Source organism: Microbacterium rhizomatis (assembly GCF_008710745.1).
Classification (GTDB): Bacteria; Actinomycetota; Actinomycetes; order Actinomycetales; family Microbacteriaceae; genus Microbacterium; species Microbacterium rhizomatis.
On record NZ_VYSA01000001.1, the window covers coordinates 200,765 to 217,679 of the forward strand.

A 16,915-nucleotide genomic window follows, 5' to 3' on the forward strand; every position below is an offset into this window, starting at 1 on the left:
TGATCATGAGTCCGGTGCCCCGGTCTCCACCCCGATGACGATACTGCGGCCAGCGTCGAGAGCGTTTTGGACGACGGATACAAGGTCCTCGGTTGCCGTTCCGCGTGTCCCGATAAGTCCCGTGCTGACCAGCGCAGCGAAGGATGTGTTGCCCAGAGATCTCGCCTTGAGTGGTCCTTCTACGATGCGGGCGGCGCCTCTTTCGCCGTGCATGGACGCCATGAGCGATTGGACATAGTCGGTGGGCACGTAGCTGCCTGGCATCAGCTTGAGATCGTTTACGTCGAATGCCGCATTTCGGCGGCAGAACTTGAAGTAGGTGACGGGTGCGCCCAGCCGGTAGTTCAAGTGGTTCGACGAGTCGAATGCGGCCTGCTGATGGATCGACTCCACTGCAACGAGCCGCTGGCGCTCGAGTTCGAATTGTTGGTCGGGGTAGTAGACCCACTCGGCGGTGCGGTGCTCCATCATCTTGTACTGGACGAGCACGAACGATTCGTTCGAGTGGTTGTAGTAGATGAGATCGGCGCCGGTTGCCTTTTCGATCGGACCTTTGTTTGCGTTCACTACAGTCAGCGTCCGCTGCCCGCTATGAAAGGTCATCGCCGCTGCGTGCTCTGTCTCGAGGCCAACCCAGTCCAGGAAGTTCCGGGCGTCCTTATCGATCACTTGGTCTTCAAGCTGATGAGCATCCGCAAGCCGGGCGAGAAAGGGGGCCGAGGAGGTCTCCCGCGACATGTATCGCAGGCCCCCTCGAAGATTGGTGCTGCCTCCGAAAATCTCCGTGGCGACCATCACAGCGTCGCGTTCCTGGAGAAGTATGCGCCCTTCTGCAGCGCTTGGGGGCGTGAAGGGACGAACGGAATCAGACAAGAACCTCAGCCTCGCGCGGGTGGGCTCCGCGATTCGAAGAAGTCCGTCCCAAACCAGCTGCGAGGTTTTCGGCGACAGGAGTCGACCGTCGAGCCCCTCCTCGAAGACGCGCTTCTGGTCTGTCGTGAGATCGATCTCTGCGCGCAATTCCTCGACATCGAGCAAGAAGTCGAACATGATCAGCGGATCGAATGCATACCGTGTCTGCACGGTAGTGGCGCGACCCGCGGGTCGCATAACGCCGGCACCGACGATGTACACCCCAGGGGACGGGGCGGCGCCCCCGTCGGAGTACTCCATCGCATCGGAGTCAGCGAGCACGATGCATAGCCGCACGCTGCCGGCACCAGGAACTTCATCCCGACGCAGGGCGACGGTCATGCGTTCCGATAACTGAGCCCGTCGGTGGAACGCATCCAGCTCGGCGCCGTCCGCGACGCGATAAAGGACGACGTTCATGGCACCTCAGAGCTCAGGAAAGATCTCAGCCACGAGGTCGTGGGAGCGGCGAACGGAGGAAACGGTGACGACGATCGGAAAGGCCGGGGCAGTCATCGGGTGCGCAGCCATGTTCCTCAACTCTCGGGCAAACGTCAGCGTCTCAACCACATCGGACTCAGGGTCAGTCTCTCGTTGGAAACGTGCAATCAGTTGGCTATATGTGGTGTTCTTGCCCGCGGTGAAACGGTGACGAAGAGCGGCCTCGACAGCCTGCAAACTCTTCTCCATCGCGAGGGCCGCGAACTCGTAGTGGATAACACTCGTTTCGAGCAGGTCGACGGACAGTTGAAGGAGCGCGGCTACATTCGCGGGGGTACTCGTCGTGCGAGGGAAGGTCTGGGCGTGTACTGACACCGTCTCAGGGGTCATGAAGATCGGGCCAGACTCATTGCCGGTCACAACGATCGACGAGTGCGTGGATCGTTTGTCGAGAGCAAAGGTCCAGGCTGTCGGGTGCGGGCCGAATGTCATGGTGTCGCCAGCAGGTCGGTCTCAAGCGCGGCAAGGTCTTTCCGGGCCGTGGCGATGAACTTGAGCCCGCAGTCGAGGCAATAGTGAAAGCTATCGCGCTCGATCTTGATCACCAAGATGCGGTCGCCCTTGAGGAGGACGTGGCGCTTGTTCCCTTTGCAGTAGTGCTTTTTGCCCGCGACACCCGCAGTGAGCGATTTGAGCAGGGATCGTTGGCTACCCATGACGCAACTCCTCTTCCACGCTGTCGACGATCTTCGGCAGTTCGTTGATGAGATGGTCCAGGTCTGCGGCGGAGTACTCGCTGCGGGTGGTTGCGCCGCTGGGGACCGTCTTCTTGATCCGGAGGTCGATCGCGGACTTCACGACCTTGAAGTTCTCACGGGTCTTATCGAAGTCGCGGCCGGCGTGCTTGAGGCTGTGCTTGGCGAGGAGCTTGCCGACGGCGGTCTTCACGAGCTCGTCGAGAAGCGCCCGCTTCGCCTTGCGGGACGCCTGCTTGGTGGGGGTGATCCGCTGCAGGCGGTCGAACTGCTCACCCGTGCTGATGCCGGCGTCTTTCAGGACTGCGAGCGCCGCTGCGACCTTGGGGTCGGCGGTGAGCAGGGTGAGGCTCTCGAGCAGGACATCGTCTTGAGCGGTGATCACCGGAAGGCTGCCGCCTCCGCCGTTGCCTCCGGGGCCGGGTTCGCGGGTCGGGGTGGGTTCGATGAGGTCTTCGTCGATCAGGTTGGCGAAGAACGCCTGGTCGGCTTCGGCGAACTGCTGGAAGTCTGTCCAGACCCCGGTGATGTTGCCTCCGACATGGAAGACCACTACTCCGTCGTTGACGGGGTCAAAGGGATCCACGCCGGGGATGGTGCGCATGATGCGGCCGACGAACTGCATGAACGGGCCAAGGTTGCTGAAGATGCTGAACACCGCGGCGACGCTGAGGTACGGGTGATCGAAGCCTTCGCCGAGCTTCCGCACTTGCACGATGACGTCGAGCTCGTGGTTGTCGAGCTTTTCGTGGATGCGCTCGTTCGCCTTCTCCGCGAGCTGGCTATGGACGAAGTCGGCACGCATCCCCAGTTCGCGGTACTTCGCGACGACCTGCTTACAGTGCTCCATGTTGAGAGCGGAGGCGATGATCTTCAGGCGGGGCTGTCCGGTGGCCTCTCGCATCTCCTGGAGCTTGCGGATGGATGCTTCGGCGATCGTGGTGAGGGTGGCCTCGGAACTGACGATGCTGCGTCGGAAGCCGGCATCCTCCTCGCCGAGACGGCGCACCTCATCCAGAGAGACCTCGACCTCGGCGTCTCCCTCGTGGCGAACGTAGTGCAGCGTCGTCGGGTTCAGCCGGTATCCGTTGATGCGCTTGACGTACCCCTTCTCGACGGCCTTGGAGATCGGGTAGCTGTAGATGACCTCGCCGGTCATCACTTTTCCGTCTGCTCGAGCCGGGGTCGCGCTCACGTTCAGGATTCGCGCATCGGGGAACTTGCGTCGCAGCACGTCCCAGCTCTCGGCGACGTTGTGGTGGCCCTCGTCGAAGAGGATCAGGTCGAAGAAGTCGCTGGGGAGCTTCGCGAGCCACTTGTTGTTCTCGCGCTGCAGCTGCTGGATGTTCGTGACGACGATGTCGGCTTCCTCGAGGTCGCCGACGTTGCTCGAGGCGCCGCGGATCTCCGCGGGCTCAGGGAACGGCTCGCGGTCGAGGACCTTCCGCTTCGTGTAGAAATACTTCGGGTTGCTCGGTGTGAGGTCGCCAAGCAACTGGTCGGCGATCTTCAGGTTCGGCGCGACGAGCAGGGTGCGCCTCGACCTCGCGGCGAAGGGCGCGAGGGCGAGGAGTCCGGACTTGCCGCACCCCACTGGCAGGACGACCGACACCTCGCGGGCGTCGGCAGCTTGAAAGTCGTGGTTCTCGATCGCCTCATAGGCGAGGATCTGCGGCTCGCGCAGCTCGGGATTGCCGGCAACCGTGGGCTGCACGACGACGTACTGGTCGGTCTTCACTTACTGCTCCGAACATGATGCTGATGGGTTGTTGTTTATGCTGGGAGCGGGACCGCCCTCCAAGGCGGCCCCGCTTGGTTCACGCGAAGTCTCAGCCGCTCAGCTCTTCTTCTTGTGGACTACCGTCGTTCTCGGGTTGCGCTTCGCGTAGCTGAGCTCCACGAAGCGTCCCGAGACGGCGCTGCGCGCGTGGCCGCGTGACGCGGCCGGTCTTCCCTTGGGCATGTCTGTCACCCCCTTCCTTGAGGTCGTGCGAGGGGTCATCAACTGGCCTCGCTTATCCAGTCCGCAATGCCGATCCGGATCGCCGGCGGCAGCGTGCGAACGGTGAAGTCGGTGATCGACCAGGCGACCTGGTTGCGGCTTACCGATCGCAACCCCTCGATGGCGGCCATCGACATCTCTTCCGACTTGACGTCCTGCAGGACTGAGACCAGCACGTCCCGCACGTGCCAGCGGTTGTGGTCCGGGCCGAGGATGGCAAGGGCGGCGACCGCCATGCGCAGGATGCTGGAGTCGCCGGTGACATCGACGGCGCGGCGCATGAAGTTCGCGAGCACGTCGCAGTACTCGAACGAGAAGCCTGTGCGCTTGACGTAGTCGGTGAACCGCTCGAACAGACGACGGAACGCGCCACGGTCCCGGTTCCACAGGAACTCGATGGACGACGAGGTGCACCACGGCAGGACGCGGCTGAGCGCCTTCATGTCATCCTCGTCGGATTCGTCGAGAAGCGTGGCCCACTCGAGCATCTCGATCAGATCGGCCGGTGTCGTCGACGGGCTCAGCATCCGGTCGCGGAGTCGTTCAGCGGTCTGTTCGCGCGATTCCCAGGTCTCGTACTCCTGGTGAGTGCCGAGCGAACGCTCGAGCGCCTCGAGGAACTCGGCGACAGAACCGTACCGGCTGGCAGGGTTGTTCGCGGTGGCGCGCTCGACGACGGGTCGCAGGGGCCCTGCTGCCATCTCGGTATTCACCGGGTACTCCTGGGTCACGAGTTCCTGCAGGATCTTGCCGAGACTGTAGACGTCCGAGCGGTGATCGGCGCTGCGCGCTCGCGCCCACTGCTCGGGGGCTGCGTACACCCAGGAGCCCATGCCTGCCCGGAGCGTCGATGTCAGAGGCGTGGTGCCCCGCTCGGCCTCGACCGCCAGCCCGAAGTCGGAGACGGCCCATTCGCCGCTCTCGAGACGGAGCACGTTCGCCGGCTTCAGATCACGGTGGTAGACGCCGTTGCTGTGGATGTATGTGAGTCCGGCGCAGATCTGGCGCATGATGTCCACGATCAGTGGCGGGTTGCCGTCGACCTTCTCGATGAAGTCCGCCAGGCTGCCCTGCGCCAACGGCATCGCGTACCAGACGTCCTGCTCGTCTGTCTCGCCCTGCGCGATCACGGAGATCACGTTGGGATGGGTAAGCCCTTCCAGCAGCCGCAGTTCTCGCTTGAAGCGGCTGATCGCCTCCGGGTCCACGGTTGCCGTGTCCCGCAGGACCTTGACCGCAACGAGGTTCCCGGTCTTCCGGTCGGTCGCGCGGAAGACGTCGGCGAATCCGCCGCTTCCGATTGCCGGAAGTTCGAGGATGAACCGCCCGCCCAGGGTCCTGACGGTGAGGTCGGACTTCGGGCGTCCGGCCTTCCTCTGACGCAGGCCGGATCCGTTCCAGGCCTTGACCACGTCCAGATCCCAGATCGGGCCCTGAGCGATCTCCCCGACCGCATCCGGGAAGTCGGGTCGCTGTCGCAGCGCAGCGATCCGCTGGGGCGTCACTCCCAGTTCTTCCGCCACTTCGCTCAGCCCGCCGAGCCTCATGAGCCGCTCCCGCAGCCCTCGAAATTGTTGTCCATAGAACAAGTATACCACGGAAATGGTTTGACGTGTCTCAACTATTATGTATCCCGACGGTGGGATGACAGCGAACGCGACATGGGCCTCGGCATCGGTTGTGGTGGGGGAGTCGGTCGCGTCACGATGTTTTCTATGAGTGAGCCGGAGTCGAAAGGCCCAGTGGTGGCCGCGGTCGTGGGGACGCTGTTGCCCGGCGACGTGGGCAAGCCGTTCACCGACGCTGACCGGATACGAGCGATGGTCTCGCACGACTGGCAGATGCTGGGTGCTCAGTACGAGTGGGCAGAAATACACGGCGTGAGCAAGGGACTGCCTCACGGCTACTTCGCGGATCTGTTGGGCCGTGCGGCCGCCGCCGGTGAGCAGCTTGGACTCGCGTTCGCTGCGCTCCGTGATGCTGAGGTTTGGCGCGATACCGCTACAGAGCCCGCGACCGCAAACCATCGCAATATCGCCGGCCGTGCAGTCGCCGAAGCATCCGGGCTGTGGGCTGTGAGTGCCGGCCATGCCGTAGTGAACGTGGTGGCTCGCGTCGTCCGCATCCACAGCAAAGCTGCGGGTCTCGACGTGAAGCTTAGCTGGACCGGCCTCCCGGCGCCGTTCGATTCCGGACGACTCGCAAACCTCTCCCTCAATCCGGAGACAGTGAAGTACATCCTGGCGGCTGCCCGGCAGACGGGAACGGTCGCGCTGGCGGATCTCGTCGAGCCGCTGGACGATCTCGTGAAAAGCGCAGCTTGGGCTGCGCTGGCAGCCCGGCGAGACGCGGGATATCACCGCCTGCGACCCCAGAGCATCGAAGGCGGGGTGCCGTCTGTAAACCCGTGGGCGACCGACCAGGCCGCGGGAACGCTGACCCTGAGCGTGTCGACGTTCTCGGACTACGTACCGCCCGTGCTCGAAGAGGTGGTGACCGAGACGCACGCCGGCTATGAAGCACTCTCGTCGGCAATGCGCGACGTGCACGACCGTCTGCCCGAGGCGCTGCGAGCCGCGGGCGTCCCCATCTGGCGCACGCCCTGACGATCGCTGTGTGTGCGAGGAAGGCGTGAGGCTGGTGTCCAGAAGGGAAGAAGAACACGCGAGGCTGATGCTGTCGGATGAGCTCGGTGTGGAGTTTCGACTGTATGACGACGGCTCCAAGTCGAACATGCCCGACCTGCTATCCGAGGACGGGAAACACGTCGCGGAAGTGATCACGACCACACCGTCTGCCATTCGCGAAGCAGAACAACGCCTCGCTCCGACGGCGGAGCCGACACTGCCGCACTGCGTGTGGGTGATGATCCCGTACATGATCTTGGGAGGCGCAACTAGAGACGTGCGCAGCAAGATCAGGGCGGATGTCCTTCGGTGGACTGTCGAAGCCGGCTGCGAATATCACTGGTCATCTCGCGACGAGTGACTGTTGCTCCCGGGGGTAGATCCTGTCCCGATCCTCGGACTCGCGGTCTACGACGACGGTGTCCAAGTGATGTGTGCTCAGCGCTGCCAGCATCCGCACACGGAGCCTCATCAGATCAGGTGGTCTGTTACGCATGCACCGTCGCCCGATGATCCATGGGCGTTGATTCGACAGTCATTGCACATCGTCGATAAGGAGCAGCGAGGGGGAGTGCGAGCCATAGGTGAAAAGCTGGACGGGTACCCGAATAAGCACCTCGTGATGTACCCATTCGGTCCGCCCGGGAACCTGACGGCAGCGTTCAGCCGTTACTCGCCCCCGCCCAATCCGCGCGACCTGATGCCCCCGCAACTGAATCCGCCCCTTGTGGACGTTCATCTTTGGCTCATGTATCGGTACGAGGACCGCGACGTCACAGAGGGACTACACGTCTGCAGTGGCCTCTGGGCGAGGTTCGGAACCAGCCTTCCCAAGCTCCCGCTCCGGCAGCTCCATTACAGGGATGGCTGAGAATCCAGGCGATTCTCCGGCCATCTCTAGGAGCGGGTAAGTCCCGATCAGAGGCTACTTAAGCGGAGAAAATGTAGGGGGTATTGCAGCGAATACCACATGGAATCTCTGACCCAGGTAGTTGCGGGCGCTCTGAGCAACAGCCAGGTCGTCCGCAGAGGCCAGAACTCGGCTGCGGCTGTGCGACGTCGCGTGGGCCGATCCGCGCACCTGCTCTGAGGACGGTCGCTTCCCACCGTCCTTTGCAGAGTCAGGAGGACGGCCCATGTCAATGTCGATCGCATCCCCACCCGAGCCCCCAGGTGTGCATCCGCCCGGCGCGGTGATCCGTCGTCTCGCTGCGGTCCTCGTCGCGCTACTCGTGCTGGCTGGGACGGTCGTGCTCGGTGCGGTGCCGGCTCACGCGGGCAGCCTGGGGACGGGCTACTACGGTGACTCGGGTTTCCTGGGGGCGTACAACACGGACGTCGACGGCAGGCAGGGGTACTGCATCGACCTCGGCGCGAACTCCCCGTTCGATCCCACATCGGGGCCGCAGACGGTGACCTCCCTGGACTCGCTCTCGCGTCAGCAGCTCGCGGAGCTGAACTACGTGCTGGACAGGTGGGGGCAGTCCGGCGACCCGAATCTCACGGCGGCGGTCGCGCTGTATGTGTGGTCGGTCGCCGATCCGGGCGTCTACAACAGCCACGGGATGTCCGGCGATGACTACTACGTGGCCCGCGCGCCTGTCGGCGTGCGCGGCACGATCCTGGCGAACCTCGCCGTCATGCGGCAGGAGGCCGCCGTCAACGCGGTCACCGATCCGTCGCTGTCGGTGAGCATCGCCATGTCGGACCAGTACGCCGGCACGGTGACGGTCGCCGCTCATCCCGCGTCGCTGCAGGGCGGGGCGGCGCTGACGGGCGCGGTGTTCGTCGACGGGTCGTCGTCGCGCACGCTCGGCGTCGGGCAGTACGGCATCACGGGCACCCCGGCCGACGGGGTGCCGTCGTACCGGATCGAGGCGAGCATGAGCGTCGCCGCGGCCGGCTACGGGGCGCAGGTCGACCTCTACACGACACCGGGCGCGCAGCGCCTCATCGCCGCCGTCGCCGGTTCTTCGACCGGGCTGTCGGTCCAGGCGCAGACGCCGATGATCGACCTGGACTTCCAGCCGCAGATCGCCACGCAGGTGTCCTCTCGCTACGTCGCCGAGGGCGACGCCTTCACCGACCAGCTCTTCGTGACGCTCTCCAAGGGGACGTGGATCAGGCTCGACGGCGTGCCGATTCCGATCACCGCGACCGGCACGCTGTTCGGCCCGTTCGACGAGCAGCCCGCCGAGGCCGACGCGGCGCCTGCTGGCGCGCCGGTGGCCGGGCAGGAGACGGTCACGCTGACCGGCGCGGGCTCGTACACCTCGCCGGGCACGGTCGTCGCGGCCGAGTCCGGCTTCTACACCTGGGTCTGGACGATCGACAAGGCGGCACAGGGTGTGAACGGCCGGTATCTGACCGACTCGTTCGCGGATCGCTTCGGGCAGATGCCGGAGAGCAGCGTCGTGCCGTTCCAGCCGGTCGCCATGTCGGAGGCGGATCAGCACCTCGCCGTGCCCGGTGACGCGCTGACCGACACGATCACGGTGTCCAGCGCGAACGGCGCGTGGCTCAAGCGCGACGGGGCGTTCATCCCCGTCGTGTTCGAGGGAACCGCTTATCAGGTGCCGGGCACCCTGCCGCCGACGCAGGCCGTCCTCGCCGAGACGGGCGCGGTGCCGCTTGGCACGGTGACGATCACGGCCGACGGTCCCGGCGTTTACACCTCGCCGGAGGTCGTGGCACCGCAGGGCGGATTCGTGACCTGGGTGTGGCGGGCGCACAAGGCGACACAGCCGGAGTGGGTGCGTGACTACCTCGCGGCGGACTGGACCGACGAGTACGGCATCACGGTCGAGACGACCTCGGTGCGCTGGCCCATCGTGACGACCTCGCTGATGCGCGAGTACAACGTCCATCCGGGCGGCAGGGCGTTCGACACGGTGACGGTCACGGGCTTCCCCGCCAACCACGGGCAGTTCGCGGGCGACGGGTACTGGCAGGCCGACAACGACGAGGTGACCCACACGGTCTATGGGCCGTTCGCCACGGATGCCGTGCTTACGGACGACCTCGACCTGTCCGACGCGCCCTTGCTGACTTCGATCACGACCCCGGCGCGCAACGGCGTCTACCGGCTCGGCTACACCGATGCCGACCGGATCGAGCCGTCTGAGCCCGGCTTCTACGTGCTGGTCACGACCTTCGACGGCGACGACCGAGTGCAGCCGTATCGCTCGTCGCCGGCCGACGTGCTCGAGAGGTTCTTCGTCCCGCCGACGCCGGAGGTCGAGCTGCCCGTCACGGTCATCACCCAGGCGACGGCGACCGCGCGGGTGGGCGAGCCGTTCGCGGACACCGCCCTGGTGCAGGGCACGATCCCCGAGGGGGCGTATCTCCAGTTCCGCGCCTACGGCCCCGAGCCGGCCGACGCGGAGCCGAACTGCACGAGCGCGTTCTACCAGAGCGAGCAGATCGCGGTCACCCAGCCCGGCGTCTACGCCTCGGGCCAGACCACGACCGACCAGCCCGGCAACGTGTACTGGATCGAGACGCTCTACGACGCGGACGGGACGATCCTCGTCGAGGGCACCTGCGGGGCGCCCGGCGAGACGACCGTCATCACCGAGCAGCCCGAGCAGCTGACGGTCACGACACAGGCCGTTGCCGAGGTCACCCTCGGCGAGCCCGCGCATGACCTCGCCCGTGTCAGCGGGACGGTCCCGGACGGTTCGACGCTCGTGTTCGAGGCATACCGGCAGGACGGGGAGACCGCGACCTGCACGGACGCCGAGCTCGCGTTCCGCAGCGACCCGATCGCCCTCGACGGTCCAGGCGACTACACCTCCGAGGCTGTCGTCTTCGAGCAGGCCGGCACGTACTACTGGATCGAGACGCTGTTCGACGCGAACGGCGATGAGATCCACCGTGGGCTGTGCGGAGCGCCCGACGAGACCACAACCGTCGTCTCCGTGCCGACCGTCCCGAAGACCCCGGAGCTGCCGCCGTCGCTGGCGCTGACCGGCGCTGGGGATTGGATGTTCCCGTTCGGGATCGCCGGCGGCATCTTCGCCTTGGCCGGCATCCTCACACTGTGGTTCGGCCGACGCCTGGCGATCTACCGCGAGCGTCACGGTTACGTGCGAGAGGAGGACGAAGACTTCTTGGCGCTGTTTGACGAGCAGAGCTGACCCGAATCACAGTGCGGGCACGGTCGATGACCGTGCCCGCACTGTCGCGTCCAGCGTCGGAGTGGGACTCGTGCAGTCGAGACCGAAGCGCCAAACGCCTCGGGAGCGTTCAGCCGCCGATGCCGAGATGCTTACCGAGTTCGGCGTACAGCTCCAGCACTCGACCGGCGTCGATTTCATAGCGCGTGCGCTGGCCGCGTCGGGCTTGTTCAGGGGGTGGGTCAGGTATGACGACGCCTAGGGCTGTGAGCCCGGTGAGATGGAACTGCACGGTCTTGGGCACTAGGCCGAGGGCGGTGGCGAGCTGTCCGCGGGTGGCGGGGCCATGCTCGTGGATGTAGCCGATGATGGCGACCCGGACGCCGTAGCCGAACGCGCTCACGGCGTCACCGACCGCAGGAGGCAGGTCGGGGCGAACGTGTTCAGGCACCCGTCCATTCTGCCGGAGTCGCCTTGTCGTCTCACCTCGCCCACAAGGGGATAATACCGTTATCCACTAGGCGAGGGGTTGCCCAGAGATGGGTGGGAGCGTCCTGTCAAGCGGTGGCGTAGCGGGCCTGCGCGCGGCGGGCGCGGGCCTCGTGCAGGCGGGTCCGGGCCAGCAGGATCAGGCTGACCGGGCCGATGAACGCGAACTTCGCGGCGTTCCAGAGGAACAGCACGACTAGGAAGTTCAGCCAGCCGGGGCCGCCGTCGGCGACCGCGGCGGCGAGGGTCGCTGCGATGAGCAGGTAGGGGACGGCGATGAGCATCGCGGGGACGCCCCACTTGAGGCCGCGACGGGTGCGGATCCGGTCGAGCAGGATGTTGGTCGGCATGTAGCGGCGCAGGAACGCACGGGTACGGACGCTGAGGGTCCAGAGTAGCCGGATCATGAGGGCGGTCCTCTCCTAGTGACTCGGCAGCGAGTAACTAGAAGGACCGGCCGGCTGACGGTGCGGTCATGCCTTCGCGACAAGCGACGGCGCCGAAAGGAACTGCCTGCAGGCAGAATACGCCGACAGGTGCGACATCGGAAGCGCATTGCCGATCACAGGCCGGGTCCGGTGCGCTCGGCGCGAGGGTCCGGCGGTGTCCAAGTGTCGCGCTCGCCCGTGTCGGCGAGCGTGCGGGCACGCTCCAGAGCGGCGCGCGCCCGTGCGGCGTCGAGTCGCTGTGCGGCCGCGTCGGGGGCCGGCCCGAGCGGAGTGTCCGCCGTGACCTCGTACCGATCCCGGTAGGCGGCGATGGTGGCGGCCGCCTGCCACCATCGGGCGCGCGGCGCCGGCCGGGCCGGCGGCTGCCCGAGGTGCCCGACCCAGGCCCGGTGCTCGGCCAGGGCGGCGCGGGCGAGCGCCTGGGCGCGGTCCTCGATGAGCTGTCGGCGCTCATCGAGCGCGCGCCGCATCTGCGCGTCCATCCGCCCGGCCGCCTCGGGGATGAGCCCGGCGATCAGTCGTGGCGCACGGCGGGCGCGGCCCGCGCCGGCTGGCCTGGATGTCACGGCGGACAGGCGCGCGTGCAGGACCGCCGCGACGTCCTGGGCGTCGTGGAGGCTGCGGGAGGCGACCAGCCGTGGCAGCAGGGTAGCGACGTCGTGATGGTTGGCCTCGGCGTAGCGCAGCTCGGCGGCGAGCGCGCCGAAGGCGTCGGAGGCGATGGCGTCCTCGGCCTCGCGTTCGGTGAGGCCGCTGGCGCGGATCAGGGCGACCCAGCGATCCTGCTGCGCGGCGGTGGCGATCGTGTCGTACTCCGCCGCGATCTGCCGGATGGACGACCATGCCTCCTGCTCGGAGGTGACCGTCTCGTGCGCGGAGAGCTCGGCGCCGGAGTGCTGCACGACGCCGAACAGCACCGTGCGTGCGCTCGCCGCGGTGTTGTCGCCGGGATGCGGGCCGGCATGCACGCCGTCCGGTCGGCCGGTGGCGACGTAGGCGTGGTTCGCGTCGCGTCCGCGCGTCATCGCGACGTACAGGTTCTCCCGCGTCGTCGTCGCCTCGATCAGGGCGTGCGCGGTGTCGGTGGTGAGTCCCTGCGCCCGGTGTGCCGTGACCGCATAGCCGAGATCGAGGTGTTCGCGGACGTAGCCGGCCGGCAGCACCAGGGACGCGCCGCGGCGTCGGCCGGCGCGGCGGACGGTGACCGAGCCATCGCTGCGCACGGCGGTCATCGTCCAGCGGTCGCCGTTGCGGACCCAGCCGCGCCCGGCCCGCAAGCGCCGGTCGTTGTGGCGGGAGATGACGGCATCGCCCGGTGATGCGAGGGTGCCGTCGTGCAGCTGGACCGAGCCGCGCAGCGGCGTCACGGCGCCGTCGAGGATCAGGTCCGCGCGTGCTCGCTGGTTCAGCGCGGAGACCGACTCGTGGGTCTCCGCGATCAGCACCGACTCGCGCCCGGCGAGCATGTCGCCGCGCCAGCCGGTGTAGGCGGCGTCCGTCATGGCGTCAGTGTCGCCGTCGTGGACGCGACCGTGGGCGTCGTACTCGTCGATCACGGAGGCGTCGCCGTGGCGCAGCCCAAGGGACGCCGCCTTCTCCCAGCGGTGCGTGAAGCGGTGGATGTCGACCAGCTCGGGGGCGTCGTCCCGGTCGTGGACGAGCATCGAGAACGCCCCGCCGGCGTCTACGGACTGCAACTGAGCCCAGTCGCCCACCAGCAGTGCTTTCGCGCCGGCCTGTGCCACGAGCGCGGTGATCCGATCCAGCGTGAGTGTCCCGGCGAGGGATGCCTCGTCGATGATGACCAGCTGCCCGGCTGCGAACGTCGTGCCACGCACGAGGTGGTCTTGCCACCACTTCGCCGTGTTCTCGGTGACGATCCCAAGGTCGTCGCCGAGCACCTGCGCCGCCGCCGCGGACGGCGCCAATCCCACCACCGATCCGTGCCCATGCTGCATCTCCCAGGCCCGCCGCAGGGCGCTCATGGCCGTCGTCTTCCCGGCGCCGGCCGGGCCGACCAGCACGTCGAGGACGCGACCGGAGACCGCGACCGTCGCCAAGGCGGCGGCCTGGTCGTCGCCGAGCACGAGACCACGACGGTCGGGCCTGCGGGTGACGCGCTCGAGCTGGGCGAGGTCGAGCGTGGGCGCGGTCAGCATCCGGGACCGTTCGAGCAGCCGATCCTCGGCCGCGAGGAGCTGCTCGGAGGAGTAGACCGTGGCGTGCTTCGGACGGAACGCGCTCGTCCCGTCCGAGCGTCGGAAGATCGCCGGACTGCTCGCCAGCTCCGGCGGGGTCAGCCGCAGCGACCCCGCCTCGGCGGCATCGGCGACCATGCCGACGATCGCGTCGCGATCGGTCGTGCTGGCGAACCGCCAGCCCATCGTCTGCCGCGCGGCCTCCGCGTAGAGGTTCCACCGTCGCCACGTCGCCCGCTTCTCGCCGACGACCTCGACCACCCTCTGCCCGAGCTCGCGTATCACGTCTAGGGGAATGTCGTCGGCGCGCAACAGCGGCGGCGACGAGGCGTCGGTGATCCGGCGCGCCCACTCGGTCGCGTCCTCGCCCAGGGTCGCGCTCGCACGACGACGCCATTGCGCCGTCAGCGCCGCGAGGGACTGCACCTGCTTGTCCGGTCTCGTCGTCAACGTCGCCTGCGCGCGCAGCTTCACGATCGTCGCCGGCGACGGACGCCGCCCGTGCTCGGCGATGTACCGCTCGATCAGCCGGTCGGCTTCCTCGTCGATGTGCCGTGACCGGCTGGAGAACAGGGCGATCAGCGACTCCGGGACGGTCGTGATCGCCCAAGCCGGGTTCCGGTCCCGGCCACGAGATCGCGCCTCCCACTCGACGCCGAGAACGCGGGTGAGATGGTCGGCGAACACCGCCTCGTGCAGCTCCGACAGGGCGACGACCGCCGCGTGCAGGGGCCGCCCGTCCAGCGACCGCCACTTGCCGTCGAGCAACGTCTGCACCTTGTTCGAGATCACGACGTGCGTGTGCAAGTGGGGGTCGCCGGCCCTGCTGTCGTAGTGATCGAACGCGGTTGCGATGAGTCCACCGACGCCGACCTGTGCAACGGCGCCGTCGCGTCCGGCTGCGCCGACGCGCGTGGCCGCAATCTCCCGCTCCATGAACGCAACCACCTCCGCAACGGCCGCATGGTGCGCGTCGGCGATGATCGCCTGCGTGCCGGCGTCCGCAACCGCCCACACGACCGATGCAGCCTTCGGGATCGAGAACGTGAAGTCGAACCCGGCGACCGCGCGCCGCGTCCCGCGCGCAGCTTCCTCGGCCTCGATCTGCGCGATCGCCTCCGCCCGAGCGACCAGGCCCAGGCTCGGGTCCAGCGATGCGATCCGCGCCTCGACACGAACGGCAGCAGTCGAGAAGTCCTGGTAGGCGCGGCCGAGCGGATCGCCCGTGACCGGATCACGGCCCATGCCGACGAGCAGCTGAAGTTGAACCTCGGAGACCTGATCGCCAGAAACAATCCTGCCGCCGCCAAGCGAAGGCACGCCGCTGCCCATCCAACGACCGGGCGGGGTTCCCTCCTCGAGGTAGTACCGCGTCAGCGGGGTCGACAAGGCACGGTTCCCGTCGCCCGCGGCGACCGTCTTGAGCAGGTACTTGTAACCCTCGCCCGCGCTCATCACCCGCATCGAGACCGTCATGCCCGTCAGGTGCGAACGGGACCACCGCCTTCGGACCCGGCGCTCGCGCCGGGTCCGAACCTCGTCTGCAAGAGGCGTGGGCCGACCGAAGGCAGGCTGACCGCCCGCGCCGAACAGTGCTCCCAGCAACGCGATCCGAGGCCACCGCGCCGAACGATCGACGCCGGGAAGACGAGGGCGGAGCCGCGGAGCTTGTGGGAGTCGCGCGCACCTGGAAGGTGACCAGCCCGGCGAGTGCCTCAACCGGGACGCGCCGACCGCACAGGAACCTCGATGCCCGACTCAGCCCCCGCCCCGGCCGCCCCGCTGCGGATCGGATCGCTGTTCTCCGGCTACGGCGGCCTCGACCTCGCCGTCGAGCACGTCCTCGGCGGACGCACGGCCTGGTTCTCCGAGCTCAACCCCGCCCCGGCCCGCGTGTTCGCGCATCACTGGCCCGCTATCCCCAACCTTGGCGACATCACGCAGGTCGACTGGCGGCAGGTCGCGCCGGTCGACGTGATTTGCGGCGGGTTCCCCTGCCAGGACGTCTCCACGGTCGGCAAGCGAGCCGGCCTCGCACCGGGCACCCGCTCGGGCCTGTGGGCGCAGATGGCGGCGGCGATCGACGTGCTGCAACCCGAGTGGGTCGTCGCCGAGAACGTCCGCGGCCTGCTCTCCGCCACCGCACGCCGCCCCGACCCGCAGGACGACCACGATGAACGCAACCCCCTCTCCGCAGTCCTCGAACGCGCAACCCCCGCGACACGGGCTGCCCTTCGCGCAATGGAACCCGACCCGTGGGATCTGGGAGACGCACCAGCCCGACCTCTACGGGCACTTGGAGCCGTACTCGGCGATCTGGCCGACCTCCGGTACGACGCTCGCTGGGTTGGCCTACCCGCTTCCCACGTCGGCGCACCACACACCCGATTTCGGATCTTCATCCTCGCTCGGCGCGCTGTTCCGCACCCCGCTAGCCTCGGACGTCGCCCGCGGTGGGGAGACGCTGGAACAGGTGCGAGCCCGACGCGGCACGATCGCCCTCTCGCATCAGATCATCGACCTGGCGCAGAATGGCCCCCGACGCAGGCGAGGCCAGGAGCCGGTCGGACTGTGGCCGCTGATCGAGCAGCTGTTCGACGATGGGGACACTACGCCGGAGCCATCCGACGATGGGAACACCTCAGCGGACGACCCGCCCCAGCTCCGGCGGTGCTGAACCATGACGGTCAGCTCCGTCCCGCGCCGCGCTTCGTGGAATGGCTCATGGGCCTGCCAGACGGCTGGGTCACCGACCCCGACCTCGAGCTGAGCAGCAGCGAACAGCTCACCGCGCTCGGCAACGGCGTTCTACCTCGCCAGGCGGTCCGAGCCCTTCATGTTCTTCAGTGGAATCCTGACACTTAGGCGAAACCAGTTCCTCTTCGCATGAAATCCGGGATCTCCTTCGAGGTTAGCCAACCCTC

Annotated in this window: 13 protein-coding genes; 4 read left to right on the top strand and 9 right to left on the bottom strand. The window is 67.2% G+C overall.

Annotated elements, in window-relative coordinates:
- Nucleotides 1-3: 3 nt before the first annotated feature.
- The 6 genes from F6B43_RS01025 to F6B43_RS01045 all read right to left on the bottom strand — a co-directional run bounded on the left by F6B43_RS01025 (nucleotide 4) and on the right by F6B43_RS01045 (nucleotide 5,657).
- Nucleotides 4-1,332: a hypothetical protein gene (locus F6B43_RS01025; protein ID WP_100345633.1), complete on the bottom strand. Its 1,329-nt coding sequence runs from the start codon at nucleotides 1,330-1,332 to the stop codon at nucleotides 4-6.
- Between the two features lie 6 nt (nucleotides 1,333-1,338).
- The gene (locus F6B43_RS01030) at nucleotides 1,339-1,845 is read right to left on the bottom strand and encodes a hypothetical protein (RefSeq protein WP_150447115.1); all 507 of its coding nucleotides are present in this window, start codon (nucleotides 1,843-1,845) and stop codon (nucleotides 1,339-1,341) included.
- Nucleotides 1,842-2,069, bottom strand: coding sequence for a hypothetical protein (locus F6B43_RS01035; protein ID WP_100345631.1), 228 nt, complete (start codon nucleotides 2,067-2,069; stop codon nucleotides 1,842-1,844). The genes F6B43_RS01030 and F6B43_RS01035 overlap by 4 nt, the downstream gene beginning before the upstream one ends.
- Nucleotides 2,062-3,846 (bottom strand): DEAD/DEAH box helicase, encoded by a 1,785-nt coding sequence (locus F6B43_RS01040; RefSeq protein WP_100345630.1) that lies wholly within the window; start codon nucleotides 3,844-3,846, stop codon nucleotides 2,062-2,064. The genes F6B43_RS01035 and F6B43_RS01040 overlap by 8 nt, the downstream gene beginning before the upstream one ends.
- Nucleotides 3,847-3,945: 99 nt before the next feature.
- Entirely contained in the window at nucleotides 3,946-4,071 is a 126-nt protein-coding gene (locus tag F6B43_RS19975; RefSeq protein WP_281349480.1) for a hypothetical protein, read from the bottom strand.
- Between the two features lie 38 nt (nucleotides 4,072-4,109).
- Nucleotides 4,110-5,657 (bottom strand): serine/threonine-protein kinase, encoded by a 1,548-nt coding sequence (locus F6B43_RS01045; RefSeq protein WP_100345629.1) that lies wholly within the window; start codon nucleotides 5,655-5,657, stop codon nucleotides 4,110-4,112.
- 168 nt (nucleotides 5,658-5,825) lie between these two features.
- On the opposite strand from F6B43_RS01045, the gene F6B43_RS01050 reads away from it, so the two are divergent.
- The 3 genes from F6B43_RS01050 (at nucleotide 5,826) to F6B43_RS01060 (ending at nucleotide 10,876) form a co-directional block, all read left to right on the top strand.
- Nucleotides 5,826-6,716, top strand: a complete 891-nt coding sequence (locus tag F6B43_RS01050) for a hypothetical protein (protein ID WP_150447116.1) — start codon at nucleotides 5,826-5,828, stop codon at nucleotides 6,714-6,716.
- Nucleotides 6,717-6,750: 34 nt separating this feature from the next.
- Entirely contained in the window at nucleotides 6,751-7,098 is a 348-nt protein-coding gene (locus F6B43_RS01055) for a hypothetical protein (protein ID WP_150447117.1), read from the top strand.
- Between the two features lie 775 nt (nucleotides 7,099-7,873).
- The gene (locus F6B43_RS01060; RefSeq protein WP_150447118.1) at nucleotides 7,874-10,876 is read left to right on the top strand and encodes an RHS repeat domain-containing protein; all 3,003 of its coding nucleotides are present in this window, start codon (nucleotides 7,874-7,876) and stop codon (nucleotides 10,874-10,876) included.
- A 109-nt stretch (nucleotides 10,877-10,985) separates the two neighbouring features.
- Here F6B43_RS01060 and F6B43_RS01065 read toward each other — a convergent pair whose 3' ends face one another.
- The 3 genes from F6B43_RS01065 to mobF all read right to left on the bottom strand — a co-directional run bounded on the left by F6B43_RS01065 (nucleotide 10,986) and on the right by mobF (nucleotide 15,467).
- Complete coding sequence (locus F6B43_RS01065) at nucleotides 10,986-11,306, bottom strand: helix-turn-helix domain-containing protein (RefSeq protein WP_150447119.1); 321 nt, start codon at nucleotides 11,304-11,306, stop codon at nucleotides 10,986-10,988.
- Between the two features lie 106 nt (nucleotides 11,307-11,412).
- Nucleotides 11,413-11,751 carry a sulfate permease gene (locus F6B43_RS01070; protein ID WP_100345624.1) on the bottom strand — a complete coding sequence of 113 codons (339 nt, stop codon included), beginning with the start codon at nucleotides 11,749-11,751 and terminating at the stop codon, nucleotides 11,413-11,415.
- Between the two features lie 155 nt (nucleotides 11,752-11,906).
- The gene (gene mobF, locus F6B43_RS01075) at nucleotides 11,907-15,467 is read right to left on the bottom strand and encodes a MobF family relaxase (protein WP_100345623.1); all 3,561 of its coding nucleotides are present in this window, start codon (nucleotides 15,465-15,467) and stop codon (nucleotides 11,907-11,909) included.
- 273 nt (nucleotides 15,468-15,740) lie between these two features.
- On the opposite strand from mobF, the gene F6B43_RS01080 reads away from it, so the two are divergent.
- Nucleotides 15,741-16,856, top strand: a complete 1,116-nt coding sequence (locus F6B43_RS01080) for a DNA cytosine methyltransferase (protein WP_150447120.1) — start codon at nucleotides 15,741-15,743, stop codon at nucleotides 16,854-16,856.
- The last annotated feature ends 59 nt before the right edge of the window (nucleotides 16,857-16,915 follow it).